The sequence below is a fragment of the uncultured Stenotrophomonas sp. genome, assembly GCF_945952405.1.
Taxonomy (GTDB): domain Bacteria; phylum Pseudomonadota; class Gammaproteobacteria; order Xanthomonadales; family Xanthomonadaceae; genus Stenotrophomonas.
This window is the reverse complement of sequence record NZ_CAMFIA010000008.1, coordinates 131,932-155,267: the sequence shown is the minus strand read 5'-3', so window position 1 is coordinate 155,267 and position 23,336 is coordinate 131,932. Positions and strand designations below refer to the sequence as shown.

The 23,336-nt window shown below is 69.5% G+C and carries 23 protein-coding genes; 11 read left to right on the top strand and 12 right to left on the bottom strand.

The genetic code is table 11. The annotated features are described in order from the left end of the window. Positions 1-51: 51 nt before the first annotated feature. The gene (locus tag Q0P60_RS10750) at positions 52-510 is read right to left on the bottom strand and encodes a hypothetical protein (RefSeq protein WP_294992569.1); all 459 of its coding nucleotides are present in this window, start codon (positions 508-510) and stop codon (positions 52-54) included. Positions 511-694: 184 nt separating this feature from the next. On the opposite strand from Q0P60_RS10750, the gene Q0P60_RS10745 reads away from it, so the two are divergent. From Q0P60_RS10745 to Q0P60_RS10730, 4 genes are all read left to right on the top strand, one after another. Further along, complete coding sequence (locus tag Q0P60_RS10745; RefSeq protein WP_197598722.1) at positions 695-943, top strand: hypothetical protein; 249 nt, start codon at positions 695-697, stop codon at positions 941-943. A 122-nt stretch (positions 944-1,065) separates the two neighbouring features. Further along, complete coding sequence (locus tag Q0P60_RS10740; protein ID WP_294992559.1) at positions 1,066-1,983, top strand: bestrophin family ion channel; 918 nt, start codon at positions 1,066-1,068, stop codon at positions 1,981-1,983. A 22-nt stretch (positions 1,984-2,005) separates the two neighbouring features. Further along, positions 2,006-2,995, top strand: a complete 990-nt coding sequence (gene hemB / locus Q0P60_RS10735; protein ID WP_294992555.1) for a porphobilinogen synthase — start codon at positions 2,006-2,008, stop codon at positions 2,993-2,995. Between the two features lie 32 nt (positions 2,996-3,027). Further along, on the top strand, positions 3,028-3,297 hold the full coding sequence (locus Q0P60_RS10730) for an SHOCT domain-containing protein (protein ID WP_294992551.1): 270 nt from the start codon (positions 3,028-3,030) through the stop codon (positions 3,295-3,297). Positions 3,298-3,361: 64 nt separating this feature from the next. Here the strand turns inward: Q0P60_RS10730 and Q0P60_RS10725 are convergent, their stop codons facing one another. After that, positions 3,362-4,234 (bottom strand): hypothetical protein, encoded by an 873-nt coding sequence (locus Q0P60_RS10725; protein ID WP_294992673.1) that lies wholly within the window; start codon positions 4,232-4,234, stop codon positions 3,362-3,364. A 48-nt stretch (positions 4,235-4,282) separates the two neighbouring features. On the opposite strand from Q0P60_RS10725, the gene aroE reads away from it, so the two are divergent. From aroE to dinG, 3 genes are all read left to right on the top strand, one after another. After that, positions 4,283-5,128: a shikimate dehydrogenase gene (gene aroE, locus Q0P60_RS10720; protein WP_294992547.1), complete on the top strand. Its 846-nt coding sequence runs from the start codon at positions 4,283-4,285 to the stop codon at positions 5,126-5,128. Between the two features lie 3 nt (positions 5,129-5,131). Beyond that, complete coding sequence (locus tag Q0P60_RS10715; protein ID WP_294992543.1) at positions 5,132-5,485, top strand: hypothetical protein; 354 nt, start codon at positions 5,132-5,134, stop codon at positions 5,483-5,485. A 155-nt stretch (positions 5,486-5,640) separates the two neighbouring features. Beyond that, positions 5,641-7,743 carry an ATP-dependent DNA helicase DinG gene (gene dinG / locus Q0P60_RS10710; RefSeq protein WP_294992539.1) on the top strand — a complete coding sequence of 701 codons (2,103 nt, stop codon included), beginning with the start codon at positions 5,641-5,643 and terminating at the stop codon, positions 7,741-7,743. A 69-nt stretch (positions 7,744-7,812) separates the two neighbouring features. On the opposite strand, the gene ilvD is transcribed toward dinG, so the two are convergent. Next, a complete protein-coding gene (gene ilvD, locus Q0P60_RS10705) occupies positions 7,813-9,651 on the bottom strand; it encodes a dihydroxy-acid dehydratase (RefSeq protein WP_294992536.1) in 1,839 nt (612 codons plus the stop codon). A gap of 278 nt (positions 9,652-9,929) precedes the next feature. Between ilvD and Q0P60_RS10700 the strand changes: the two genes are divergently transcribed. The 3 genes from Q0P60_RS10700 to Q0P60_RS10690 are packed head-to-tail and all read left to right on the top strand — an operon-like array spanning position 9,930 to position 12,347. Next, on the top strand, positions 9,930-10,502 hold the full coding sequence (locus Q0P60_RS10700) for a DUF1190 domain-containing protein (protein WP_071228542.1): 573 nt from the start codon (positions 9,930-9,932) through the stop codon (positions 10,500-10,502). Between the two features lie 7 nt (positions 10,503-10,509). Further along, positions 10,510-11,688 (top strand): glutathionylspermidine synthase family protein, encoded by a 1,179-nt coding sequence (locus Q0P60_RS10695; protein WP_294992529.1) that lies wholly within the window; start codon positions 10,510-10,512, stop codon positions 11,686-11,688. Further along, positions 11,688-12,347: a hypothetical protein gene (locus Q0P60_RS10690; protein WP_294992526.1), complete on the top strand. Its 660-nt coding sequence runs from the start codon at positions 11,688-11,690 to the stop codon at positions 12,345-12,347. The genes Q0P60_RS10695 and Q0P60_RS10690 overlap by 1 nt, the downstream gene beginning before the upstream one ends. Positions 12,348-12,425: 78 nt before the next feature. On the opposite strand, the gene Q0P60_RS10685 is transcribed toward Q0P60_RS10690, so the two are convergent. From Q0P60_RS10685 to baeS, 9 genes are all read right to left on the bottom strand, one after another. Further along, on the bottom strand, positions 12,426-13,724 hold the full coding sequence (locus tag Q0P60_RS10685; protein WP_294992523.1) for a DUF58 domain-containing protein: 1,299 nt from the start codon (positions 13,722-13,724) through the stop codon (positions 12,426-12,428). Then, entirely contained in the window at positions 13,721-14,707 is a 987-nt protein-coding gene (locus Q0P60_RS10680; protein WP_294992518.1) for a MoxR family ATPase, read from the bottom strand. Before Q0P60_RS10680 ends, Q0P60_RS10685 begins: the two co-directional genes overlap by 4 nt. Then, complete coding sequence (locus Q0P60_RS10675) at positions 14,704-15,867, bottom strand: DUF4350 domain-containing protein (protein ID WP_294992513.1); 1,164 nt, start codon at positions 15,865-15,867, stop codon at positions 14,704-14,706. The genes Q0P60_RS10680 and Q0P60_RS10675 overlap by 4 nt, the downstream gene beginning before the upstream one ends. Beyond that, the gene (locus Q0P60_RS10670) at positions 15,864-17,480 is read right to left on the bottom strand and encodes a DUF4129 domain-containing protein (RefSeq protein ID WP_294992510.1); all 1,617 of its coding nucleotides are present in this window, start codon (positions 17,478-17,480) and stop codon (positions 15,864-15,866) included. Before Q0P60_RS10670 ends, Q0P60_RS10675 begins: the two co-directional genes overlap by 4 nt. Beyond that, entirely contained in the window at positions 17,470-18,462 is a 993-nt protein-coding gene (locus Q0P60_RS10665) for a stage II sporulation protein M (protein WP_294992507.1), read from the bottom strand. Before Q0P60_RS10665 ends, Q0P60_RS10670 begins: the two co-directional genes overlap by 11 nt. Further along, positions 18,459-19,148: an RDD family protein gene (locus Q0P60_RS10660; RefSeq protein ID WP_294992504.1), complete on the bottom strand. Its 690-nt coding sequence runs from the start codon at positions 19,146-19,148 to the stop codon at positions 18,459-18,461. The genes Q0P60_RS10665 and Q0P60_RS10660 overlap by 4 nt, the downstream gene beginning before the upstream one ends. Before the next feature lie 123 nt (positions 19,149-19,271). Next, a complete protein-coding gene (locus Q0P60_RS10655; protein WP_294992501.1) occupies positions 19,272-19,802 on the bottom strand; it encodes a gamma carbonic anhydrase family protein in 531 nt (176 codons plus the stop codon). Between the two features lie 129 nt (positions 19,803-19,931). Then, positions 19,932-20,621: a response regulator gene (locus Q0P60_RS10650; RefSeq protein WP_294992498.1), complete on the bottom strand. Its 690-nt coding sequence runs from the start codon at positions 20,619-20,621 to the stop codon at positions 19,932-19,934. Further along, positions 20,618-22,021: a sensor histidine kinase efflux regulator BaeS gene (gene baeS / locus Q0P60_RS10645; protein WP_294992495.1), complete on the bottom strand. Its 1,404-nt coding sequence runs from the start codon at positions 22,019-22,021 to the stop codon at positions 20,618-20,620. Before baeS ends, Q0P60_RS10650 begins: the two co-directional genes overlap by 4 nt. 117 nt (positions 22,022-22,138) lie before the next feature. Between baeS and smeA the strand changes: the two genes are divergently transcribed. Next, positions 22,139-23,335, top strand: coding sequence for a multidrug efflux RND transporter periplasmic adaptor subunit SmeA (smeA, locus tag Q0P60_RS10640; protein WP_294992492.1), 1,197 nt, complete (start codon positions 22,139-22,141; stop codon positions 23,333-23,335). Position 23,336: the final 1 nt, after the last annotated feature.

The window sequence follows — 23,336 nt, the reverse complement described above, 5'->3', positions numbered from 1 at the left end:
GGACGGAGTTGCCGGCCAGCGGCCGGCACTACCGACGGTGACGCTGGCGCATCAGCGCTGCGGGGTGATCACCTGGGGCGGCAGCCGTGCCGGCGGGGCCGGGTTGGGTACCCAGATCGCCACGCCGGCGGCACGCTTCTGCGTGGTCGGAATGCCAATGCCGACGCCACCGCCGACATGCGAACCGAACGAGCCGGCGCCGACCGACATGCCGACCGGCGAACCACTGCTGCCCACGCCCATCAGCACCACGCCGTTGGCGCCGAGCGCCGCGGCCTCGCGCTTCAGCCGCGCCACGGCGGCATCGGTCTGGCCCTGGGTACCGAAGCCCACTGCGGATGCCGATTCCAGCTGGGCGATTTCCTGCGAACCGGCCGGCGGCGTCGAATAGATCTGCACCAGTGCCGGATCGATCGGTGCGCGGGCGCGGCCCAACATCACCTTGGAGGTGCTGGCACAGCCCGCGGTGACCAGCAGAATGGCCGCCACGGCGGCCCAACGGATGTTCATGGCACGACCCCTGTAGGACTGGTTGCGATCATCGACGGGCCACTCTGAATCGGCGCCAACACCCGCGCCAGGGCACGCACGGCACCACGCTAGCACGGGCCGGGTGACAGGCCCGCCAATGGCAGTAGGCGGCGGCAACCGGAACGACTATGGTGGAGCCAGGAACCAACTGCGGGAGAGCGGCATGGGTGTGATCAGTCTGTTGTGGGGCGTACTGGCGCTGTTGTGGATGATCCTGGCGCTGGTTCCGCTGCTGGGCTGGGGCAACTGGTTCCTGATCCCGTTCGCCGCCGTTGGTGCGGTGATCGCTGCGCTGGGCATCCTGTTCACCCATCCGACCAAGCGTGGCCGGGCCTGGGCCGGGCTGGTCCTGAACGGCATCGTGGTGGTGGTCGGCATCCTCCGCCTGGGCCTGGGCGGCGGCGTGATCTGAGCGCGGGCCCGGGTGCGACAGGGCGTCGCAGGCACACGGCCGCCGGCCGGGCAGGGGCGTACAATGAATGGCTGCGCGAGCCCCCCGCGTGCCTGTGAATCCGCGCCCGGCGCGGCTGCCCCATGATCATCCGACCCCGTCCCCACGGCTGGCAACTGCTGTACATCCTGCGCGGCTCGATCGTCAAAGCGATCGCACCGAAGGTGCTGGCCATCCTGATCCTGTCCATCGCGGTGGCCGCGGTGGTGGAACTGGCGCCGCCAACCGGCATCGAGCGCGTCTCGGTCACGCCGTTCACCCTGCTCGGCCTGGTCTTGTCGATCTTCCTGAGTTTCCGCAACAGCGCCTGCTATGAGCGCTGGTGGGAAGGTCGCAAGCTGTGGGGCCAGCTGGTCTACGAATCGCGTTCGCTGGCCCGCCAGGTGAACCTGCTGCTGGCCGATGACGCGGGCCGCCGCCGCCGCATCGCCTATGTCACCACCGCCTTCGCGCATGCGCTGGCCGGGCGCCTGCGTGGGCGCATCGTGGCGCTGGTGGCGCTGCCATGGCTGGACAAGCGCCAGCGCGAACAGCTCGGCCAGCGCGAGAACGTGCCCGACGCGCTGCTGTCGATGATCGCGGCCGAACTGGCGCAGGCCCTGCGTGCCGGTGACCTCGACCCGATCCTCTACGCCCAGCTGGAGGAGCGCCTGCATGCGATGTCGTCGATCCAGGCGGGCTGTGAGCGCATCCTCACCACCCCGCTGCCGTTCGCCTACACCCTGCTGCTGCACCGCTGCGCCTGGATGTTCTGCGTGCTGCTGCCGTTCGGCCTGGCCAGTTCGCTGGGCTGGGGCACGCCGGTGCTGTCGGCGGTGCTGGCCTATGCCTTCTTCGGCCTGGACCAGCTGGGCGAAGAAATGGAAGACCCGTTCGGCCTGGAGCCGAATGACCTGCCGCTGGACGCGCTGGTGCGCACCATCGAGATCGACCAGCTCGATGCGCTCGGCGAACGCCCCTTGCCCGAACCCCTGCTGCCGCAGGGCTACCTGTTGCAATAGCCACTCCTCGGAGCCTGCCACCATGTCCCACCCGCTTTACCGCCCGCGCCGCATGCGCCATGACGAGTTCTCGCGCCGCCTGATGCGCGAGAACACGCTGACCACCGACGACCTGATCTACCCGGTGTTCGTGCACGAGCTTGCCGGCCGCACCGCGGTACCGTCGATGCCGGGCGTGGAGCGGCTGTCGATCGAAGAACTGCTGAAGGTGGCCGAAGAGGCGCTGGAGCTGGGCATTCCGGTGATCGACCTGTTCCCGGTGATCGACCCCTCGCTGAAGTCGCTGGATGCATCGGCGGCATGGGCCGAGGACGGCCTGGCGCAGCGCGCGATCCGCGCGCTGAAGTCGCGCTTCCCGGAGCTGGGGGTGATGACCGACGTGGCGCTGGATCCGTACACCACCCACGGCCAGGACGGCATCATCGATGACAAGGGCTATGTGCTGAACGACATCACCGTCGAAGCGCTGGTCAAGCAGTCGGTCTCGCATGCCGAAGCGGGCGTGGACATCGTCTCGCCGTCGGACATGATGGATGGCCGCATCGGCGCCATCCGCCGCGCGCTGGACGCCGACAACCACATCAACGTGCGCATCATGGCCTACTCGGCCAAGTACGCCTCGGCGTTCTACGGCCCGTTCCGCGATGCGGTGGGCAGTGCGGCCAGCCTCGGCAAGGCCGACAAGAAGACCTACCAGATGGACCCGGCCAACGGTGACGAGGCCCTGCGCGAGATCGCGCTGGACCTGGAAGAAGGCGCCGACATGGTGATGGTCAAGCCGGGCATGCCCTACCTGGACCTGGTGCGCCGGGTGAAGGAGACGTTCGGCGTGCCGACCTTCGCCTACCAGGTCAGCGGCGAGTACGCGATGATGAAGGCCGCCTTCGCCAATGGCTGGCTGGACGAACGGGCCTGCGTGATGGAGTCGCTGCTGGGCTTCAAGCGCGCCGGCGCCGATGGTGTGCTGACCTATTTCGCGCCGCAGGTGGCGCGATGGCTGCGCGAGCGCTGACAATAGCGCGACGATAGACGGAGGATTACGCGATGGGACCCGAACTGGGATGGATGCAGTGGCTGATCTGGGGCACCGGGGTACTGGTGTTCGGCGCCATCATCGTCGGCGTCTTCATCGCGGCCTGGCGGGCCGGCAAGCGCCCGCCGGAGCAGCTTTCCGCCGCACGCCAGGTGGCGCGTGAGCAGGCCCTGCCGGACAGCGTGCAGGCCGAACTGGCCGCGCTGAACCAGCGCAAGGACAACGGCCAGCTGAGCGAGATCGAGTACGAGCAGCAGCGCGCCAGGGTGCTGTCGCGCTGACTCTCAGTTCTGGTAGCCGCCAACCTTGGTTGGCGCTTTCCCGCATGCCAACCAAGGTTGGCATCTACCGGGCGGCAGGCACGCACCCCGGCACCGCCGCCACCTTCGGCACCGCCAGCCGGTAGACGTCCACGCCGCCGGCACGCGGTGCCTTCGCGGCACTGCTGGCGACCAGCATCTCGCCCGGCTTGGCCGTGTCGACCACCGGTGCGCCGGTCCAGCCGTCGGCCTGGTTGAACGACAGCCCCAAGGGCTGCAGCGCCACGCCGCTCCATGCGCAGCCGCTGCTCCAGACCTGCGCGGTGCTGCCGGTGCTACGGCTGAACACCACCGCGCCGTCGTTGCCCAGCCAATCCCCATCGGTCTCGTCGGCGGCGCTGTTCAATGCGGTCAGGGGCACGGCCTGGCCACGCACCCCCTGCGCGTCCAGCGCCGCCACGAACAGGTCCCAGCCGCGGCCATCGCCCAGCTGGCGGGCAAACAGCAAGCGCCGGCCATCCGCGCTCAGGGCCGGTCCACGCTCCTGCTGGCGACCGCCATCGCCGGCCAGGGCCTGCGCCTTGCCCGCTTGCCCATCGGCGCCCAGCGCGGCGCGGTACAGCGCCAGCCTGCCCTCGCGGCCGGCGGCGAACAGCAGCCAGCGCCCATCACGGCTGAAGTAGGGATCGCGCGCTTCGCCGGCCACGCCCACGGTCAGCGCCTGTGCCTGCTGCCAGCGGCCATCGACCACGCGTGCTTCCCACAGGCCCCAGCCGGCCTCGCCACGGCGGGCGAAGACGATACGCTGGCCATCGGCGCTGAGCGTGGCGCGGCCCTCGTCGGCGCGGGTCGATACCACCCCCATGCCTTCGATGCCGTACTCGTTCAACGCCATCGCCACCGGGGCAGAGAGTAGACTGGCGGCAAGCACCAGCAGGGGCGGGGTGATGCGCATCATCCAGGTCCGTGCACGAAAGAGCATCAGTCTAGCCAGCTTGAGGATTCCATGACCGACCGTTACGCCGTCTTCGGACACCCCGTTGCCCACTCGAAGTCGCCGCAGATCCATGCGACGTTCGGTCGCCAGGAAGGCATCGCGGTGGATTACCGCGCGATCGACCTGGCCCCGGAAGCGTTCCTGGCTGGCCTGGAGGCGTTCGCCGCCGAGGGCGGTGTCGGCGCCAACGTCACCCTGCCGCACAAGGAAACCGCGTTCTCGCTGTGCACCACGCTGACCGCGCGCGCGCGCCGCGCCGGCTCGGTCAACACGCTGCTGCGCAAGGGCGACCGCTGGCACGGTGACACCACCGATGGCATCGGCCTGGTGCGCGACCTGACCGATCGCCACGGCCTGGACCTGCGTGGCCGCCGCATGCTGCTGATCGGCGCGGGTGGCTCCGCGCGCAGCGTCGCCCCGGCCCTGCTCGATGCCGGCATCACCGAGCTGGTGGTGGTCAACCGCACGCCGGAGCGTGCCGACGAACTGATCGATGCGATGGGCGAGCCGGGCCGCGCGATCAGCCGCTACTGGGAAGACCTGCGCGAGCTGGGCGACTTCGAGCTGATCGTCAATGCCACCTCGGCCGGGCGCGACCGCGACGTCGAGTTCAAGCTGCCGCTGTCGCTGGTCAATTCGATGACCACCGCGGTTGACCTGAACTACGGCGAGGCGGCCATCGCGTTCCTGGCCTGGGCCCGCGCGGCGCAGTGCCGCAATACCGTGGACGGCCTCGGCATGCTGGTCGAACAGGCGGCCGAGAGCTTCCTGCAGTGGCACGGCGTGCGCCCGCAGACCGACGAGGTCTACCAGGCGCTGCGCCAGGGGTCGGCGGTACTGGCCGGCGAGGACTGAGCGATGGACGGTACAGCCCTGATGGTGACCGTGCTGAGCATGGTCGGCGTGCGCCTGCCGGTGCTGATCGCACTGTGCGTGGGCCTGGTCTGGGTGATCGGTGCACCGCGTGATGCGACCCGCACCGGCGCGCTGGTCGGCCTGTTGCTGCTGCTGCTGTCCAGCTTGGGCGGCCTGGCCGCCGGCGTGCTGCCGATGTGGCTGGTCAGCAGTGGCAACTTCAGCGCCATCTCGGGCATGGGGGCCATCCTCGGGGTGCTGCACTTCGCGCTGGCGATGGTCGAGGCGATCGGCGTGGTCCTGCTGGTGTGGGCACTGGTACGCCTGCTGCGGCTGCGCGGCAACGCCGTGCAATGACCCCCGGTTAACGGCCGCCGGCCGTCGCCAGCAGTGCCCTGCGTGTTCATCCCGCCGCAGGGCGTCGTCGCTGGCCCGTTCAGGGTGGCAGCGACGGCGGACCGGGCCGGTCATGCGACAATGACCGGCCTGATCCAGCTACGGTAGTTCCCGGCGTGACCGAAACCGTCGCCGCACCGCGCACGCTCGATGAGCCCTTGAAGGACGCGATCCGCAAGGCGTACACGACGCTGCAGGCCAACACCCCCGGCTTTTCCACCCGCCGCTCGCAGAGCCAGATGATCGGCGTGGTATCGCGTGCGCTGTCGAAGAGTGGTGGCGTTGGCGTGGTCGAGGCACCCACCGGCGTCGGCAAGAGCCTGGGCTACCTCACCGCAGGCGTGCCGATCGCGCTGGCCAGCAAGAAGAAGCTGGTGATCAGCACCGGTACCGTGGCGCTGCAGTCGCAGCTGGTCGAGCGCGATATTCCGAACTTCCTCAAGGCCACCGGCCTGGAGGCAACCGTAGCGCTGGCCAAGGGCCGCACCCGCTACCTGTGCACGCGCAACGCCGCCGAGGCGCAGGGCGAAGGCGCGCAGGGCGGCATGTTCGAGGATGACGCGCCGCTGTTCGACCGGCCGCTGGCGCCGATCGAGATGGACATCGCCAAGCGCCTGACCGATGCCTTCACCGGCGGCAGCTGGGATGGCGACATTGACAATGCACCGGAGACAATCAGCCCCGGCCTGCGCAGCCGCATCACCACGCCGGCTTCGGGGTGCGCCGGGCGTCGCTGCGCGTACTCGGCGCAGTGCGCAGTACTGCGCTCGCGCAATACGGTGCGCGATGCTCAGATCGTGGTCACCAACCATGCGCTGCTGCTGTCGGCGCTGTCGATCGGCGACAGCGACAACGGCCAGCCGCTGATCGCGCCGCCATCGGACATGCTGCTGGTGCTGGACGAAGGCCACCACATTGGCAACGTGGCGATCGACCAGGGCGCGGCCAGCCTGGCGCTGGACGAGATGGCCAAGCGCACCGGGCGCCTGCAGATCCTGATCGCCGGTGCCTACCGCGCGGTCGACAAGGACCGCCTCGGCAACCTGTTGCCGAATGAGGCGATCGAGGTCGCCAGCAAGGTCAGCAAGCAGCTGCGCGCGTTCCGTGACCACATTGAAGCGGTGTGGATGCCGGCACCGGCCGACGAGGAGCCGATGTGGCGTGCGGCCAATGGCCGCCTGCCGGAGGCCTGGCGCGAACCGATCGAAGCACTGGCCGACGATACCCGCAGCCTCTACAACTGGGCGCATGCCGCGACCGCGCAGGTGGCCAAGGGCAAGCCGGACGATGCCGCGCGCGAGCGCCTGCAGCGCAACCTTGGCATGGCGCTGGAAATGATCGAGCAGCAGTACAACCTGTGGCAGGCGTGGCGCCGCGAGGACAAGGAGGGTGCGCCGCCGATGGCACGCTGGGTCACTGCCACCCGCGATGGCGACCTGGTGCTGCACGGCTCGCCGGTATCGGCCGCGCACGTGCTGCGCAAGCTGTTGTGGGATGAAGTGGACTCGGTGGTGATGACCTCGGCGACGTTGACCGGCGGTGGCGACTTCCAGTCGCTGGCGATCGACAACGGCATTCCTGAAGAGGCCGAGATGGTCTCGCTGTCGTCGCCGTTCGACCTGCCCAACCAGGCCGAGCTGATCGTGCCGAAGTTCCCGGTCACGCCGGACGACCGCGAAGGCCATCCGCGTGAAGTGGCGCGCTACCTCGACACCGAGCTGGACTGGGCGAAGGGCTCGATGGTGCTGTTCACCTCGCGCTGGAAGATGGAGAAGGTGGCCGGGCTGATGCCGGCGGCGCGCCGCAAGCAGGTGCTGGTGCAGGGCGAGATGTCCAAGACACGGCTGATCGACGAGCATCTGCGTCGCGTGGCGGCCGGCGAGGGCTCGGTGCTGTTCGGGCTGAACTCGTTCGGCGAAGGCCTCGACCTGCCCGGCGAAGCGTGCACCACGGTGGTGATCACCCAGGTACCGTTCGCGGTGCCGACCGACCCGCAGACCGCTACGCTCAGCGAGTGGTTCGAAGGGCGCGGGCTCAATGCGTTCAACCTGATCGCGATTCCGCACGCGCTGCGCACGCTGACCCAGTTCGCCGGCCGCCTGATCCGGACCTCGACCGACACCGGCCGCGTGGTCATCCTCGATTCGCGGCTGCTGACCCGCCGCTACGGCAAGCGCATCATCGACGCACTGCCGCCGTTCAAGCGCGTGATCGGCTGAAAAAAGGGGACGGAGGGAATTAAGTCGTTTGTGCCACAAACGACTTAATTCCCTCCGTCCCCTTTTCGATCAATCGCCGAGCAGGGCGGTGTTGCGCACGGCGCCCTTGTCGGCGCTGGTGGCGAGCAGGGCGTAGGCCTTCAGTGCGCTGGTGACCTTGCGCGGGCGCGGTGCGCGCGGCTTCCAGCCACGCGCATCGGCGTCGGCACGACGCTGGGCCAGCGTGGCCTCATCCAGCAGCAGGTCGATGCGGCGTGCCGGGATGTCGATGCGGATGCGGTCGCCGTTCTCGACCAGGCCGATCGTGCCGCCGCTGGCGGCTTCCGGCGAGACGTGGCCGATCGACAGGCCCGAGGTGCCGCCGGAGAAGCGGCCGTCGGTGAGCAGCGCGCACTGCTTGCCCAGCCCCTTCGACTTCAGGTAGCTGGTCGGATACAGCATTTCCTGCATGCCGGGGCCGCCCCTCGGGCCTTCGTAGCGGATCACCACCACCTCGCCCGGCTGCACTTCATCGGCGAGGATGCCGGCCACGGCGGCGTCCTGGCTTTCGTAGACCCGTGCGGCACCTTCGAACACGTGGATCGATTCGTCCACGCCGGCGGTCTTCACCACGCAGCCATCCAGTGCGAGGTTGCCACGCAGTACGGCCAGGCCGCCTTCCAGCGAGTACGCGTGCTGCAGCGAGCGGATGCAGCCCTCGGCGCGGTCCACGTCCAGCGTCGGCCAGCGCGTGGCCTGGCTGAAGGCCTCCTGGGTGGGAATGCCGGCCGGACCGGCCTTGAAGAAGGTGTGCAGGGTGTCGTTGTCGCTGCGCACCACGTCCCAGCGTTGCAGCGCCTCGGCCAGGCTGGCGCTGTGCACGGTCGGCACCGAGGTGTCGAGCAGGCCGGCGCGGTCCAGTTCGCCGAGGATGCCGAACACGCCACCGGCACGGTGCACGTCCTCGATGTGGTACTTCGGCGTGTTCGGCGCGACCTTGCACAACTGCGGAACGCGCCGCGACAGCGCATCGATGTGGGTCAGGTCGAAGTCCACGCCGGCTTCCTGCGCCGCCGCCAGCAGGTGCAGGATGGTGTTGGTGGAGCCCCCCATGGCGATGTCCAGGGTCATCGCATTGGCGAACGCCGCCTGGGTCGCAATGCCACGCGGCAGCGCACTCGGGTCTTCGCCGCCGTACCAGCGGTGGCAGAGCTCGACGATCAGGCGGCCGGCACGGCGGAACAGCGCCTCGCGGTCGGCGTGGGTGGCCAGCGTGGTGCCGTTGCCGGGCAGCGACAGGCCCAGCGCTTCGGTCAGGCAGTTCATCGAGTTGGCGGTGAACATGCCCGAGCAGGAGCCGCAGGTCGGGCAGGCGCTGCGTTCGAACGCGGCCACCTTCTCGTCCGAGGCGCTGTCATCGGCGGCCACCACCATCGCGTCGACCAGGTCCAGCTTGTGCTCGGACAGCCTGGTTTTGCCGGCCTCCATCGGCCCGCCGGAGACGAACACCACCGGAATGTCCAGGCGCAGCGCGGCCATCAGCATGCCGGGGGTGATCTTGTCGCAGTTGCTGATGCACACCAGCGCGTCGGCGCAGTGTGCGTTGACCATGTACTCCACGGCATCGGCGATGATCTCGCGGCTGGGCAGCGAATAGAGCATGCCGTCGTGGCCCATCGCGATGCCGTCATCCACGGCGATGGTGTTGAACTCCTTGGCGACGCCGCCGACCTGCTCGATCTCGCGCGCGACCAGCTGGCCGAGGTCCTTCAGGTGCACGTGGCCGGGCACGAACTGGGTGAAGGAGTTGGCGATGGCGATGATCGGCTTGTGGAAGTCGCCGTCCTTCATGCCGGTGGCACGCCACAGGGCGCGGGCGCCGGCCATGTTGCGGCCGGCGGTGGAGGTGCGGGAACGGTATTCAGGCATGGCTGGCGGAACGGGCGGGCCGTACGACGTGGGGGTCGCCCGATCATGGCCAATTTTTTCGGTTGCTGCTGCAACCACCTTCAGCGCTCGCAGCCCAGGTTGGCACTCACCCGAGCGATGCGCCGCCCTGGGGTGGGATCCCATCGCGGCGCGATGGGCTCTGACCCCGATGCCCGACGAACATGAAAGTCCGTTCATCTTTCGGACTTTGCCGATTCCGGTTGTTGGCCTGGATTTGGCATCATTGGGGCATTGATCCGTCGACAGGGCATGAAGCCATGAAACGTTCCCGCACCACCGCGCTGCTGCTGATGAGCGCTGCGCCGCTGCTGTTCACCGCCTGCCAGAAGGAGCCGGAGGTGAAGGTGCAGGAAGGCCTGTACACCTCGGTCGAGGCCTGCACCGAGGCCACCGGTGATCCTTCGTCGTGCCGCAATGCTTTCGCCGAAGCGCAGAAGCAGGCCGCCGACGCGGCGCCGAAGTACGCCAGCAAGGAAGCCTGCGAGAAGGACTACAAGCCGGAACAGTGCGTGCAGCAGCACACCTCGGCCGGTACCTCGTTCATCGGCCCGATGATGATGGGCTTCTTCATGTCGCAGATGCTGAGCAACCGCGGCGGGCTCGCCCCGCAGGCACCGGCGGCATCACCGGCCTACCAGGACAAGAGCGCCGGTTGGGCGCGCCCGGCGCCGGGTGGCACCGGTGGCCTGAACACCGCCAGCGGCATCGGCGCGGGCAAGGCCGGCCTGGCCCCGGTCACCAGCGAGCCGAACCGTGCGGTCACCGCCAGCCGCGGTGGCTTCGGCAACACCAGCGCACGCCGCAGCACCAGCGGCAGCTACGGCGGCTGATCGACCCATGCAGCGCATCCGGATTGCCGAGCGTGCCCAGTGGCGGGCGCGCGCGGATGAAGCGGGGTTCCGCTTCCACACCATCGATGGCCAGCCGTACTGGGATGAACGTGCGTACTACGCGTTCACCCTGCGCCAGATCGAACAGGACATCGAAGACCCCAGCGCCGAGCTGCACCAGATGGCGCTGGACCTGGTCGGTGACATCGTCGGCAGCGAGCGCCTGATGGACCAACTGGCGATTCCGTCGCACTACCGCGACTGGATCGCCGACAGCTGGCGCCGGCGCCAGCCGCATCTGTACGGCCGCCTGGACCTGGCCTACGACGGCACCGGCCCGGCCAAGCTGTACGAACTGAACTACGACACGCCGACCTCGCTGTTCGAGGCCAGCTTCTTCCAGTGGCAGTGGTTGGAGGACCAGCGCAATGCCGGTCGCCTGCCGCAGCATGCCGACCAGTTCAACGCCATCCACGAGGCGCTGGTCGAGCGCTTCGGCGAACTGGCGCAGCAGCTTCCGCCGCCGCTGTACTTCAGCGCGGTGGGCAGCTCGGACGAGGATCGCGGCACCGTCGACTACCTGCGCGACTGCGCCTCGCAGGCCGGCCTGCATGGCCAGGCCATCGCCATCGAGGACATCGGCCTGTCCGAGGACGGCCGCTTCACCGCGCTGGACGACTCGGTGATCGGCACGTTGTTCAAGCTGTATCCGCTGGAAGACCTGATGGCCGAGGAGTTCGGCCGCGCGCTGCCTGGCTCGGGCGTGCAGCTGCTGGAACCGGCGTGGAAGGCGGTGCTGAGCAACAAGGGCATCCTGCCGCTGCTGTGGCAGCGCAACGTGGGCCATCCCAACCTGCTGGAAGCGCACTTCGATGACGGCAGCACGCTGGCTTCGGGCTGGGTGCGCAAGCCGCTGTTCTCGCGCGAAGGCGCCAACATCGAGATGCACCTGGCCGATGGCAGCACCCAGCGCAGCGAGGGGCCCTACGACGGCCCTGCGATCATCCAGCGTGCGCATCCGCTCACCCGCTTCGAAGGTGGTTATCCGCTGATCGGCAGCTGGGTGGTGGGCGATCACGCCTGCGGGATCGGCATCCGCGAGGACGACAGCGCGATCACCCGCGACAGTGCGCGCTTCGTGCCGCATGCCATCGTCGACGAGGCACCGACGCGGATCTACGTCTGATGGGGGTGCGGCGCAACCGCAACCTGCGGCCCGCGCCGCTGCCCGGACGCCATCTGGATGATGGCCACGGCCTGTGGCACTACGCCGACCGGGTGGCCGTGCGCTGCCATCGGTGCGACACGCCGGGCTGGGTGATCGGTCCCCGCGAAGCGCGCCGTTTCCGTTGCCTGGGCTGCAGCGAAGCGCTGGATGGCGGCTGTGGCTGCGCGCGGTGTGGTGTGGGCGACTGGGTCGGCCCGGTGCGCTACAGCGGCTACCGCCCCTGCGCCTACTGCGGGCACAAGTGGGTCAGCGCCGAGCTGCGGCGCGCACGCGCAACGTCCGTGCTGCGGACGCTGGCCGCGGACTGCAGCCAGTGCGGGCGCAGCAGCGAGGTGGAGGTCACGCTGTCACGGGCGCATCGCGACGAGCCGATCGATCCGCACTTCGGCCTGCCGCTGCGGCTGGTTGAAAAGACCGCCGCAGGCCTGCTGTGGGCCTACAACGACGCTCATCTGCAGGCGCTGCATGATTACGCCGTGGCACCGCTGCGCGAGCGCGCGGGCGTCAGCAACGGCTCGATGTTCTCGCGCCTGCCGCAGTGGATGAAGCTGGCCCGCAACCGGGTGCTGCTGCAGCGTTCGGTGGAGCGGTTGCAGCGGCGGTTGCTGCAGGGGTAGATGCCGACCTGGGGCGGCGCTGCTGGTGGTGTACCAACCAAGGTTGGCACCTACCAGCGCGACGCGCCCGGCGTCTGCTCAGAGCAGTCCTTCGCGCTTCACCGCCAGGTAGCGCTCCACCAGCGCGGCGGGCAAGGCATCGGCCGTCACGTCCAGCACCATCACCTTCTCGCTGCGCAGTGCGTCATGCGCCTTCGCGCGCTGTTGCAGGTACAGCGCGGCGGCACCGGCCTGGGCGGCCTCCTCCAGCGTCTGCACTTCGCCTTCCAGCACAGCGTCCAGTTCGCGTTCGCGCAGACTGGCCACGCACACCAGGTGGCGCCGCTGCAGCAGGCGCACCGCTGCCAGCAGGTCTTCAATGTCCTCGTCACGCACGTTGCTGACCAGCATCACCAGTGCGCGCCGGCGCTGGCGCAACGACACTTCGGTGGCGGCGGCCAGGTAATCGGTGGCCACCGCACGGGGCTGCAGGTCGTAGCTGGCGCGGAGCAGGTGCTCGACCGTACCCATGCCGCGTTGCGGCTGGACCCAGCGGCGTTCGCCGCCCGCAGCGAACAGGCCGGCGGCGTCGCCCTGGCGCAGCGCCAGGTAGGCCACCACCAGCGAAGCGTTCAACGCGTGGTCGAAGTGCGACAGCCCGCCTTCGCTGGCCAGCATGCGGCGGCCGCTGTCGAGCATCAGCAGCAGCTGCTGGTTCTTCTCGTCCTGGTACTCGCGCGAGATCAGCTTGCGCGCTCGCGCGGTGGCCTTCCAGTCAAGCTGGCGCAGGCTGTCGCCGACGCGGTACTCGCGCATCTGGTGGAAGTCGGTGCCTTCGCCGCGGCGGCGCTTCACGTGCGCGCCGACCAGCCGCGAGGCCTGGTCGGCACTGAACAGGGCGAAGCGGGTGAGGGGCACGAAGTTTGGATAGACACGTACCTCCAGCGCCGGCGGCAGGGTGCGCTGCTGCCACCACAGCCGCCAGGGCGAGCGCATGCGCAGGTGCACGCCTTCGAAGCGGAAATGCCCGCGCTGCAGCGGCTGCAGGTGGTAGTGCAGGGTGGAAGTGCGGCCGGCCTGCAGGCGCAGGCGCTGCGGTAGCGATTGCAGCGGCCAGCCCCCCGGCACCAGGTCGAATACCTGCACGGTCATCGCTGTGTCTGCCTGCAGCCGCAGTGCGGCTTCGCGGCGCACGCCCAGTGCCAGTGCTTCGGGAAGCTCGCGCTGCACCTGGGGCGAAGGGCGCCGCCGCTGCCGCCACAGATCCAGCAGCGCCGGCAGCGCGATCGCCACGGCGGCCAGCACCCAGCTCCAGCGCGGCAGCAGGCCGCCCAGCACCAGGCCGCCCAGTGCGGCCCAGGCCAACAGCAGTGCCAGCAGCAGCGGGGCAGGCCTCATCGGCGCGGCGCTTCCACCTTGGCCAGCAGCGCGCCCAGCACGTCGTCGGCGTCCTGGCCCTCGATCTGCAGCTCCGGGGCCAGCGCGATGCGATGGCGCAGCGCCGGACGTGCAATGTCGCGCACATCGTCCGGCGTGACGAAGTCGCGGCCGGCCAGCACGGCCTGCGCGCGCGCGGCACGCACCAGTGCGATGCTGCCACGCGGGCCGGCGCCCACGGCGATGCCCGGCCATTGCCGGGTGGCGGCGACGATACGCACTGCGTAGTCGATCACTTCGTCATCGACAGTGATCGCAGCGGTGGCGCGCTGCAGTTCCAGCAGCTCGCCTGCGCCGAGCACGCGCGGCACCTGGCTCAGGTCGAAATCGCTGGCGGCACGTCCGCTGGTGATTGCAGTCACCATGCGCTTCTCGTCCTCCAGCTGCGGGTAGTCGATCAGCACCTTCAACAGGAAGCGATCCAGCTGTGCTTCCGGCAGGGGATAGGTGCCTTCCTGTTCCAGCGGGTTCTGCGTGGCCAGCGCCATGAACGGGGGCGCCAGGGTGAAGGCCTTGCCTTCGATGGTCACCTGGCCTTCCTGCATCACCTCCAGCAGCGCCGACTGGGTCTTGGCCGGTGCGCGGTTGATCTCGTCGGCCAGCAGCAGGTTGGTGAACACCGGGCCGCGGCGGATCTTGAAGCTCTCGCTCTTCGGGTCGTACACGGCGTGGCCGCTGACGTCGCTGGGCATCAGGTCGGGGGTGAACTGCACGCGCCCGTAGTCCAGTTCCAGGGCCTGCGCCAATGCACGCACCAGCAGGGTCTTGCCCAGCCCGGGTACGCCTTCGATCAGCACGTGGCCGCCGGCCAGCAGGGCCACCAGGATCTGGTCCAGCACATCGGCCTGGCCGATGAAGGCGTGGCCGACGGCATCGCGGATGGCATCGACGCGTTCGATCAGGCGGGCGTTGGTGGCCGCCGGCAGCTCGGGGACTTCGGTCATAGCAGGGATCTCATCTGGAGCAGCAAGCGGATGCGCTCGCGCAGGGCGGAGGTATCGTGCGGCGGAGGGGGCGTGAGTGCGCTGGCGACGCGGCCTTGCGGCCACTTCAGCAGCGCGGCGATGGCCTGTTCGCGGGGGGCGCCCTCGAGTGCGGCGGCGAGCGGAGCGCGCAGCCGCAGGCGATGCAGGAACAGGGCGAGCACGGCGTCGTACAGGCGTGTGCCGTGACCGAAGCGCAGCAGCAGCTCGCCGCTGGCGCGCACGTGCTCCAGCAGCGAACGGCGTTCCAGGACCGGCGATGGCAGCACGCTGCCGAAGCGCTGCGCGCGCGCCCACAGCCAACCCAGCAGGGCCAGCAGCAGTGGCGCCCACAGCGGCCAGCCCTGGTAGAACACGCGCGACCACAGCGACGGCGGGCGGCTGGCGTAGATCAGCCAGACCGCGCCCTTGCCGTAGTTCGGATCGAGCAGGTAGCGGGCCAGGTCGCGGTGCGCGGGGTCGTGCAGCCCGGCGCCGGCCGGACCGGCGTCCCGATCGAGATCGCCGCGCATGAACTCCATGTCCGCCAGCACGCTGACCCGGCCCTGGCCGTGCTGCAGCCGTGCGAACACCAGGTCGCGGTCGCCGCCCCAGCGGCGCTCGGCCTGTGCACGCGCGGCAAAACCGAGCGTGAAGCGGCGGCTACCACAGAATTCGTTGCGGGGCAGGCCCTCGTCGATCTGGAACGGCTGGCATTCGCTGCGCTGGAACAGGCTGTCCACGCCCAGTTGGTCCAGCAATGGCCCCTGCGTGCTGCTGGCATCGTCCTCGGCCGGTGGCGGCGTGCGTACCAGCAGGTGGCCGCCACGGCCAACCCAGTCCAGCAGCTGGCGGGCGGTCGGTGCCGGAAGTTCGCTGCTGTCCTGCAGCAGCACCACCGTGTCATCGGGTGCCAGCGTCATCTGCTGCAGTTCCAGCCGGGGCCGCGAATGCACGTCGATGCCATCGGCGCGCAGCGCCTGGCCCAGCACGTACAACGGGTTGTAGCCGGCCTCGCCCTGCGGCGGCAGGGTGAGGGTCTCGGTCACCCGCTCGTGCGTGCGCAGGTAGAGGATGGTGAGCGGCACGCCGAGCAGCACCAGCAGGCCCAGCAGCAATGACCAGAACAGGCGTGGGCTCATGCCTGCCACCGGTACTGCTGGCGAAGCGCGTCGGCCAGCGTGTTGAAGTCGCCGCGGCTGGGCAGTTGGCCCGCATAAGCGGCGTACTGCCACATGCGCACGATGCGCGCGAACAGCTCGCGGTCGCTGGCGTCGGGCATGCGCCGCGAAGCGCGCAGGCACTGCGCTTCGGTGGCGCCGGGGGGCAGTGCGATGCCGCTGCGCTCGCCCACCGTGCGCACGCTGGCGCGGTAGAGCAGGGCCAGCGCCTGGCGTGGCCGGCCCTGGTCCCAGAGCAGGCCGGCCTGGGTGGCCACATCCGGCGGCAGCACCGCGGGCAGTTCCACCGCTTCCTCGACCACCGACGGCGCCGCCTCGGCCTTGCGCCGGCCGCTGCCGCGCAGCCAGGGCAGCCACAGCCGTGCGGTCAGCAACAGGACCAGCAGCAGGATGCCCAGCAGGCCCCACAGGCCCCATTCGGCCAACCGCGCCAGCCAGGCGATACCGTCCTTGCGCGGCTTGCGTTCTGCCTGGTTGCTGCTGTCACTCTGCAGCTGCTTGTCTTCCTTCTTCTTCTTCTCGGCCTGTTCGATCGGCTTCCAGTGCGTGACCTGGCGGGTCGGCCGCTGCAACGGGTCTTCAAAGGCGCGGTTCACCGCCTGGCGGAAACCGGCGGTATCCACCGGCGTGCTGCCGAAGATCGTGGCCGCGGTATTGGCCGGGTCGACCGCAGGCGCATCGTCGCCGTCATCGCTGGCGAGGTCGCTGGGCTTGCCCAGCGCACGCGCAGGCTCGGCATCCGGATCCTGGGCATGCGCCGGCGCGGAGGCCAATGGCAGCGCCAGGCACAGCAGCAGGGCCAGCGTCGACGCCGCCGGCAGCAGGCGATCACGCAGCCGGCGCAGGGCGATTTCGACATCCCAGGCTTCCATCTGGGTACGCCGGTTCAAGTACAGGCCGAAGCCGGCACCGACGAAGAACGGGCCGATCATCACCGAGGCCAGCCAGCACGCCAGGTTGAAGCCCAATTGAGCCCATGCCGGGGTGTCCTGGCCGATCATGTCCCACGCTGCGCGCCAGGATTCGGACATCAGGTCCAGCGGCATGAACATGAACACCGCGCCGATCGTGCCGGACACCAGCACCGCTTCGAACGCCATGCAGGTCACCGTCAGCACCAGGGCCGACCCGGCAACGCCGGCGGCCACCGCGCGACGACGGGGGCCGCGCTGGCCCGGCGCGTTGCCTTCCAGCAGGTTCACCGGCAGGCACAGGCTGCGCAGCACGCTGAAGCGGCGCCAGCCCAGGTAGCCCCAGAAGCCGCTGTTGCCCCAGTGGCGCTGCGCGCGCAGTGCCGCCAGCGCGCCCACCGGCTCGCCGAAGATGCCGCACGAGAGCACGTACAGTGGCGCGCGTTCGAACAGCGGCTTGCACCACCACATCGCCAGCCACGCCCAGCCGAACGCATCCAGCCACCAGCCGAGCGCATTGAAGAGCAGGAACAGCGGCGCACTGGCCAGCAGCCAGCTGCCCCACACCGCGCGCGCGTGGCGGCGGGCGAGGGCACTGCCCAGTTCCATGGCTTCCCAGCCGCTGCGGGCGCGCAGCACCACGTCCAGGCGGTCAATGCGCATCGCCGCCTCCACGCCCACCGCGCCACAGCCACAGCAGCACGCCGGCCCACAGCACGCCGGCCACGCTGAACTTGCCCCATGCCGGTACTTCGGCGATTGACGACCAGAACGCCTCGATGAAGGCCGCAACCAGCAGCATGAAGGCCACGCCGAGGCACAACCGGGCACCGATGCGGCCACCGTCGACCAGCGCATCGAGGCGGCTGCGCCGGCCTGGAGCCAGCAGCTTCATGCCCAGCTGCAGGCCGGCACCGCCGGCGATCACGATCGCGGTCAGCTCGAAGGCACCGTGGCCGGCGACGAAGCGCCAGAACGGCCCGCCGTGGCCGATATGCTGCAGGTGGCCCGCCACCGCGCCGAGGGTCACGCCATTGAACAGCAGCACCAGCAACGTGCCGAGTCCGGCCAGCAGGCCGCTGGCGAAGGTGCGCAGCGCGATGCTGATGTTGTTCATCACGTAGTGGCCGAACATCATCCAGTCGGTACCGCTGTCGCGGCCCAGGCGTTCGGCGGCCGGGTCGTACATGCGCTCCATCGCGGCGATCTGGCGGTTGTCCATCAGCATGTGGATCAGGTCCGGATAGACCTGCGCCAGTACGAAGCAGGCCAGTGCCGGCAGCGCGAACATCGCCAACGCCACCCACATGCTGCGCGCCTGGCTGCGCACCAGCAACGGGAAATCGGCCACCAGGAATTCCAGCGCCGCGCGCCAGCGTGTCGGCCGGGTGCGGTACAGCACGCTGTGGCCCTGCTGCATCAACTGCTGCAGGCGCTGCACCAGCTGCGGGCTGTAGCCGCGTTCGCGGGCCAGCGCCAGCTGCTGGCACAGGCGCCGGTAGCGCTGCGGGACGGCGGTGTCATCCAGGGCCAGGCCGCTGGCCTTGCGCCGCGTGCGGCGCGAGGCGCCCGCGCGCAGCAGCAGCCACTGCTCCAGGTCCTGCCACTCCTGCTGGTAGCGGGCAACGAACTGTTCCTGCTTCATCGCCGCCCCAACAGCCAGTTGGCCATGGCATACAGGCGCAGCACGCCGATCTGGCCCTGGGTACCGGTCAGCGGTTCGGCGATCCCGGCCAGCTCCTGCTGGCGCGCAGCCGGCAGCCGCGGTGCGCGTTCGGCGAACGCCATCAGCGCCGCCTGCTCTTCCGGGCGCAGCGGCTGCGGCGGTGCCAGCACGCTGTCGATGGTCGGCGGCGGCGGCAGGTACAGCGAGGGCGCATGCACCACCACGGTGCCGGCCACCAGGTCGCCAAGGCGACGGCCGTGGGGATCGAACAGGCTGCTGAGCAGGCCCAGTGCGTAGCCGAACGGCAGCATGTCCACGGTACGCAGCAGGTTGCGGGTGATCGCCGCCATCCAGCCGACCGGTGCGCCCTCCCGCGACAGCACGCGCAGGCCGAGTGCGCGCTTGCCCAGGGTACGGCCCCACAGCGCTTCGCAGACGATCGGGTAGGTCCAGTAGACCAGGAACATCAGCACCAGGTAGAGGCCGAAGCCGAACGTGTCGAGCAGGGCCAGCGGAAACGACATCAGCACCAGCACCGCGATGCGCACGCCGAGATCGATCAGCCAGGCCAGCGCCCGGGGCAGCGAGCCGGCGGCCGGCAACTGCAGCAGCACACCCTCCGGCGTCACCACCTCGCGGTAGGTATCGAGCATCGCTGCGGCCATCAGTGCGACGGCCTTGGTTGTGGGCGCCGGAGTCCTCTCCGGCAGGCAGCCACAGGCATGGGGGTCTCGACAGGTCCTGGTCGGGCCAAGACTTTAGCAGAGCCGCATGCCGCCGTTGGCGGCTCAGCCCCGATATTCGTCCTTCAGCCGCACGTAGTGGTCGGCCGAGTAGTGCAGCGCCTCGATTTCCTTGGCGCTCAGCGTGCGCGCCGGGCGTGCCGGGTTGCCGACCCACAGCTCGCCTTCACCCACCACCTTGCCGGGACCGATCACCGCACCGGCGCCGACGAAGCCGTGGCGCTCCACGCGGGCACCGTCGAGGATGCAGGCGCCCATGCCGATCAGGCTGTAATCACCGATGGTGCAGGCGTGGATGATGCAGCCGTGACCGACGGTCACGCCTTCGCCGATCAGGGTCGGGTAGCCGGCCTTGTTGTACGGGCTGTGGTGGCTGACATGGATGATGGTGCCGTCCTGCACGTTGGTACGCGCACCGATGCGCACGTAGTTGACGTCACCGCGGATGATCGTGCCCGGCCACACCGACACGTCGTCGGCCAGCTCCACGTCGCCGATGAGGGTGCAGGCCGGATCGATGTACACGCGCTCGCCGAGGACGGGCATCTTGTCGCGGAAGGGGCGCAGCGGGTTCATCGGTCTCTCCGGAAATCAGCGGTTACCCGCCGATGATACCCGCGTGGGGTGTTGTAGCGCCGAGCCCATGCCCGGCTCCGCAGGGCAGCCGAGCATCACAGCCGAGCATGGGCTCGGCGCTACAGGTTGCTAGGGTTCGTAGCTGTAACCCATTCCGTACACCGAACGGATCGGTTCGCCTTCCATGCCGGCGTCGGCCAGTTTGCGGCGCAGGTTGCGCACATGGCTGTCGACGGTGCGGTCGACCACCACGCGGTGGTCCAGGTAGAGGCGGTCGAGCAGTTCGTCGCGTGCCCAGATCCGGCCCGGCGTAGCCAGCAGCGTGCGCAGCAGACGGTACTCCACCGGGGTCAGGTCCAGGCCCTTGCCGTTCCAGGTGGCGCGTGCGGCGGGTTCGTCGATGTGCAGGCCGCTGCTGGCCCGCGCACCCGGATCCGGGCGGTAGCGGCGCAGTACCGCCACCACCCGCGCCACCACTTCGCGCGGGCTGAACGGCTTGCAGATGTAGTCGTCGGCGCCGATCTCCAGGCCGAGCAGGCGATCGATCTCCTCCACCCGCGCGGTGACCATGATCACCGGCACGTCGCTGCTGGCGCGCAGTTCGCGGCACAGGTCAACGCCGTCGCGCTGCGGCAGCATCAGGTCCAGCAGCACCAGGTCGGGCTGGTAGCGCGCGAATGCTTCGATCACCCGGCCGCCATCATCCACCCATTCGCTGGCCATGCCGGCGGCAGCCAGGTAATCGCGCAACACCGAGGCCAGGCGCGGCTCGTCCTCGACGATCAGGATCTTCGCCGACGCGGCGGGGGACGTGCTCATGCAGGCTCCGGCAGGGTGATGACCACGCGCAGCCCGCCCAGCGGCGAGGGTTCGGCGTGGATGCGGCCGTGGTGGGCGAGGATGATGTTGTGGCTGATGGCCAGGCCCAGCCCGCTGCCGCCGCTGGCGCGATTGCGCGAACTTTCCACCCGGTAGAAACGCTCGAACAGCAGCGCGCACTTGTCGGCCGGGACGCCCGGTGCGGTGTCTTCCACGATCAGTTGCACGCCTGCGGGAACGCGCATGGCCTGGACCCGCACGTGGCCGCCGCCGTGGGTGTAGCGCAGCGCGTTCTCCAGCAGGTTGGCGAGCACCTGCTGCAGGCGTCGTTCATCGCCGGAGACCTGCAGCGGGCCCTCCGGCAGGTCTTCCTGCAGCGCCAGCCCGGCGTTGCCGAAGCGCACGCGCATGCCGTTGAGCTCGCTGCGCAGCAGGGCCACCAGGTCCAGCGGCGCGAAGCGGTAGGCCAGGCCGCCGGACTGGGTCATCGACAGGTCGTGCAGGTCGTCGATCAGCTTGCCGAGCTGGCGGATCTCGCCCTGCAGGGCGCCGAGATTGGCGCGATCCAGCGGCCGGATGCCATCCTCGATCGCCTCCAGCTCGGCACGCACCACCGCCAGCGGCGTGCGCAGTTCGTGCGAGATATCGGCGATGAAGGCGCGGCGGTTGCGCTCGGTATCGTCCAGCGCCTGCGCCATCCGGTTGAAGTCGTTGACCAGCGCATCCAGTTCGTCGTCGCTGGTGCGCTCGATGCGGGTGGCGTAGTCGCCGGCGGCGAGCCGGTGGGTCGCCGCGGCCAGCTTGGCCAGGCGCTGGCGCAGTGCGCGTGACACCAGCCACGCCAGCAGCACGGTCACCAGCAGCAGCGAGGCGCCGATCACCCACCAGGCGCGCACCTGGGTGTTGTAGAAGTTCAGATCGTTGGTGGCGATGACAGTCTGGAACGGCACCATGCCCAGCCAGCCGACGGTCTGCCCATCCAGCTGCACCGGATGCGGATCGTCATCGCTGGTGGCGTCCGGATTGCCGGCCACGAACCGGTGCTGCGCATCGAACAGGCCCAGCCGCGACGGTACGCCGGTCTGGTCGGACAGTGGTGGCACCGGTCCTTCATGCCCATGCGCCAGGTCCGGGCGCAGCAGCCGCGCCCAGCGGTCGCTGTCATTGCGCAGGTGCTCCCAGCCGCCATGCGCGCTGTACTCGCGCTGCAGGTGGGGCATCAGGCGCTGCATGCGCAGGTCGCCCTGCTCGTTGAGGTAGTCCAGGAAGCCGGTCTGGAAGGCCACGCGGCTGGCAACACCGTTCACTGCCAGCACCAGCAGGCAGGCGGTGAAGATCGCGAGGAAGGTCTTCGCGGTCAGGCCGAATTTGAGTCGAATCTTCGCCATCGCGGAGGCCATTAGCGGCGCATGCGGCGCTGAAAGCAAGCGCCAGCTGAGCCAGTCGCACATTCTCCATATTCTCTGCACAGTTCCACGGCAGCGTGCACGGGTCAACGCAAGGCTCCCACGCCCCCCATGTCACTCCTGCGCCCGCTGTCCCGTTCTCCCCGTCCGCTGCTGTTGCCCCTGCTGCTGGCCCTGGCGGCCTGCTCGGCAGGCAAGACCGAGGCCCCGGCCACGCCCGAAGTGGGCGTCATCACCGCCAGCGCGCAGCCGCTGGCGCTGCAGCAGACCCTGCCCGGCCGTGCGGTGCCGTTCGAAGTGTCCGAGGTGCGGCCGCAGATCGGCGGGCTGATCCGCCAGCGGCTGTTCACCGAGGGCCAGCAGGTCAAGGCCGGGCAGCTGCTCTACCAGGTGGATCCGGCGCAGTACCAGGCGGCCTTCGATACCGCCCGGGGCCAGCTGGCACAGGCCGAGGCGACCGTGCTGTCGGCGCAGCCCAAGGCCGAGCGCACCCGCGCGCTGCTGGGCATGGATGCGGCCAGCAAGCAGGATGCCGACGATGCCACCTCGGCGCTGAAGCAGGCCCAGGCCAATGTGATTGCCGCGCGCGCCGCGTTGCAGGCGGCCCGCATCAACCTCGACTACACCCGGGTGACCGCGCCGATCGACGGCCGCATCGGCACCTCCAGCGTCACCGCCGGCGCGCTGGTCGCCGCCGGCCAGGATGCGGCGCTGGCGACCATCCAGCGGCTGGACCCGGTGTACCTGGACGTCACCCAGTCCAGCACGCAGATGCTGGCATTGCGCAAGCAGCTCGATGCCGGGCTGGTGAAGGCCATCGATGGCAAGGCGCAGGTGAAGGTGCTGCTCGAGGACGGCAGTACCTACGCACACGAGGGCACGCTGGAGTTCGTCGGCAGCGCGGTTGATCCGGGCACCGGCAACGTGGTGCTGCGCGCGGTCATCCCGAATCCGGACGGGTTGCTGCTGCCCGGCATGTACCTGAAGGCGGTGCTGCCGATGGCCACCGACGCGCGCGCCCTGCTGGTGCCGCAGAAGGCGGTGGTGCGCAATGAGCGCGGCGAGCCGCTGCTGCGCCTGCTCGACGCCGGCAACCATGTGCTGGAGCGTCGGGTCAGCACCGGCCAGGTGGTGGGCAACCAGTGGCAGATCACCGAGGGCCTGAAGGCCGGCGAGCGGGTGATCGTCAGCAATGGCAGTGCGGTATCGCTCGGCCAGCAGGTGAAGGCGGTGGCGGCCACGTCGACGCAGCTGGCGGCGATGCCGGCGATCGATCCGAACGGCAACACCGACGAAAAGTCGCACTGAG

Excerpts from the sequence above, each read along its gene's own strand:
- Q0P60_RS10750 (WP_294992569.1), bottom strand. The coding sequence starts at position 510 with ATGAACATCCGTTGGGCCGCCGTGGCGGCCATTCTGCTGGTCACCGCG.
- Q0P60_RS10745 (WP_197598722.1), top strand. The coding sequence starts at position 695 with ATGGGTGTGATCAGTCTGTTGTGGGGCGTACTGGCGCTGTTGTGGATG.
- Q0P60_RS10740 (WP_294992559.1), top strand. The coding sequence starts at position 1,066 with ATGATCATCCGACCCCGTCCCCACGGCTGGCAACTGCTGTACATCCTG.
- hemB (WP_294992555.1), top strand. The coding sequence starts at position 2,006 with ATGTCCCACCCGCTTTACCGCCCGCGCCGCATGCGCCATGACGAGTTC.
- Q0P60_RS10730 (WP_294992551.1), top strand. The coding sequence starts at position 3,028 with ATGGGACCCGAACTGGGATGGATGCAGTGGCTGATCTGGGGCACCGGG.
- Q0P60_RS10725 (WP_294992673.1), bottom strand. The coding sequence starts at position 4,234 with ATGATGCGCATCACCCCGCCCCTGCTGGTGCTTGCCGCCAGTCTACTC.
- aroE (WP_294992547.1), top strand. The coding sequence starts at position 4,283 with ATGACCGACCGTTACGCCGTCTTCGGACACCCCGTTGCCCACTCGAAG.
- Q0P60_RS10715 (WP_294992543.1), top strand. The coding sequence starts at position 5,132 with ATGGACGGTACAGCCCTGATGGTGACCGTGCTGAGCATGGTCGGCGTG.
- ilvD (WP_294992536.1), bottom strand. The coding sequence starts at position 9,651 with ATGCCTGAATACCGTTCCCGCACCTCCACCGCCGGCCGCAACATGGCC.
- Q0P60_RS10700 (WP_071228542.1), top strand. The coding sequence starts at position 9,930 with ATGAAACGTTCCCGCACCACCGCGCTGCTGCTGATGAGCGCTGCGCCG.
- Q0P60_RS10695 (WP_294992529.1), top strand. The coding sequence starts at position 10,510 with ATGCAGCGCATCCGGATTGCCGAGCGTGCCCAGTGGCGGGCGCGCGCG.
- Q0P60_RS10690 (WP_294992526.1), top strand. The coding sequence starts at position 11,688 with ATGGGGGTGCGGCGCAACCGCAACCTGCGGCCCGCGCCGCTGCCCGGA.
- Q0P60_RS10685 (WP_294992523.1), bottom strand. The coding sequence starts at position 13,724 with ATGAGGCCTGCCCCGCTGCTGCTGGCACTGCTGTTGGCCTGGGCCGCA.
- Q0P60_RS10680 (WP_294992518.1), bottom strand. The coding sequence starts at position 14,707 with ATGACCGAAGTCCCCGAGCTGCCGGCGGCCACCAACGCCCGCCTGATC.
- Q0P60_RS10675 (WP_294992513.1), bottom strand. The coding sequence starts at position 15,867 with ATGAGCCCACGCCTGTTCTGGTCATTGCTGCTGGGCCTGCTGGTGCTG.
- Q0P60_RS10670 (WP_294992510.1), bottom strand. The coding sequence starts at position 17,480 with ATGCGCATTGACCGCCTGGACGTGGTGCTGCGCGCCCGCAGCGGCTGG.
- Q0P60_RS10665 (WP_294992507.1), bottom strand. The coding sequence starts at position 18,462 with ATGAAGCAGGAACAGTTCGTTGCCCGCTACCAGCAGGAGTGGCAGGAC.
- Q0P60_RS10660 (WP_294992504.1), bottom strand. The coding sequence starts at position 19,148 with ATGGCCGCAGCGATGCTCGATACCTACCGCGAGGTGGTGACGCCGGAG.
- Q0P60_RS10655 (WP_294992501.1), bottom strand. The coding sequence starts at position 19,802 with ATGAACCCGCTGCGCCCCTTCCGCGACAAGATGCCCGTCCTCGGCGAG.
- Q0P60_RS10650 (WP_294992498.1), bottom strand. The coding sequence starts at position 20,621 with ATGAGCACGTCCCCCGCCGCGTCGGCGAAGATCCTGATCGTCGAGGAC.
- baeS (WP_294992495.1), bottom strand. The coding sequence starts at position 22,021 with ATGGCCTCCGCGATGGCGAAGATTCGACTCAAATTCGGCCTGACCGCG.
- smeA (WP_294992492.1), top strand. The coding sequence starts at position 22,139 with ATGTCACTCCTGCGCCCGCTGTCCCGTTCTCCCCGTCCGCTGCTGTTG.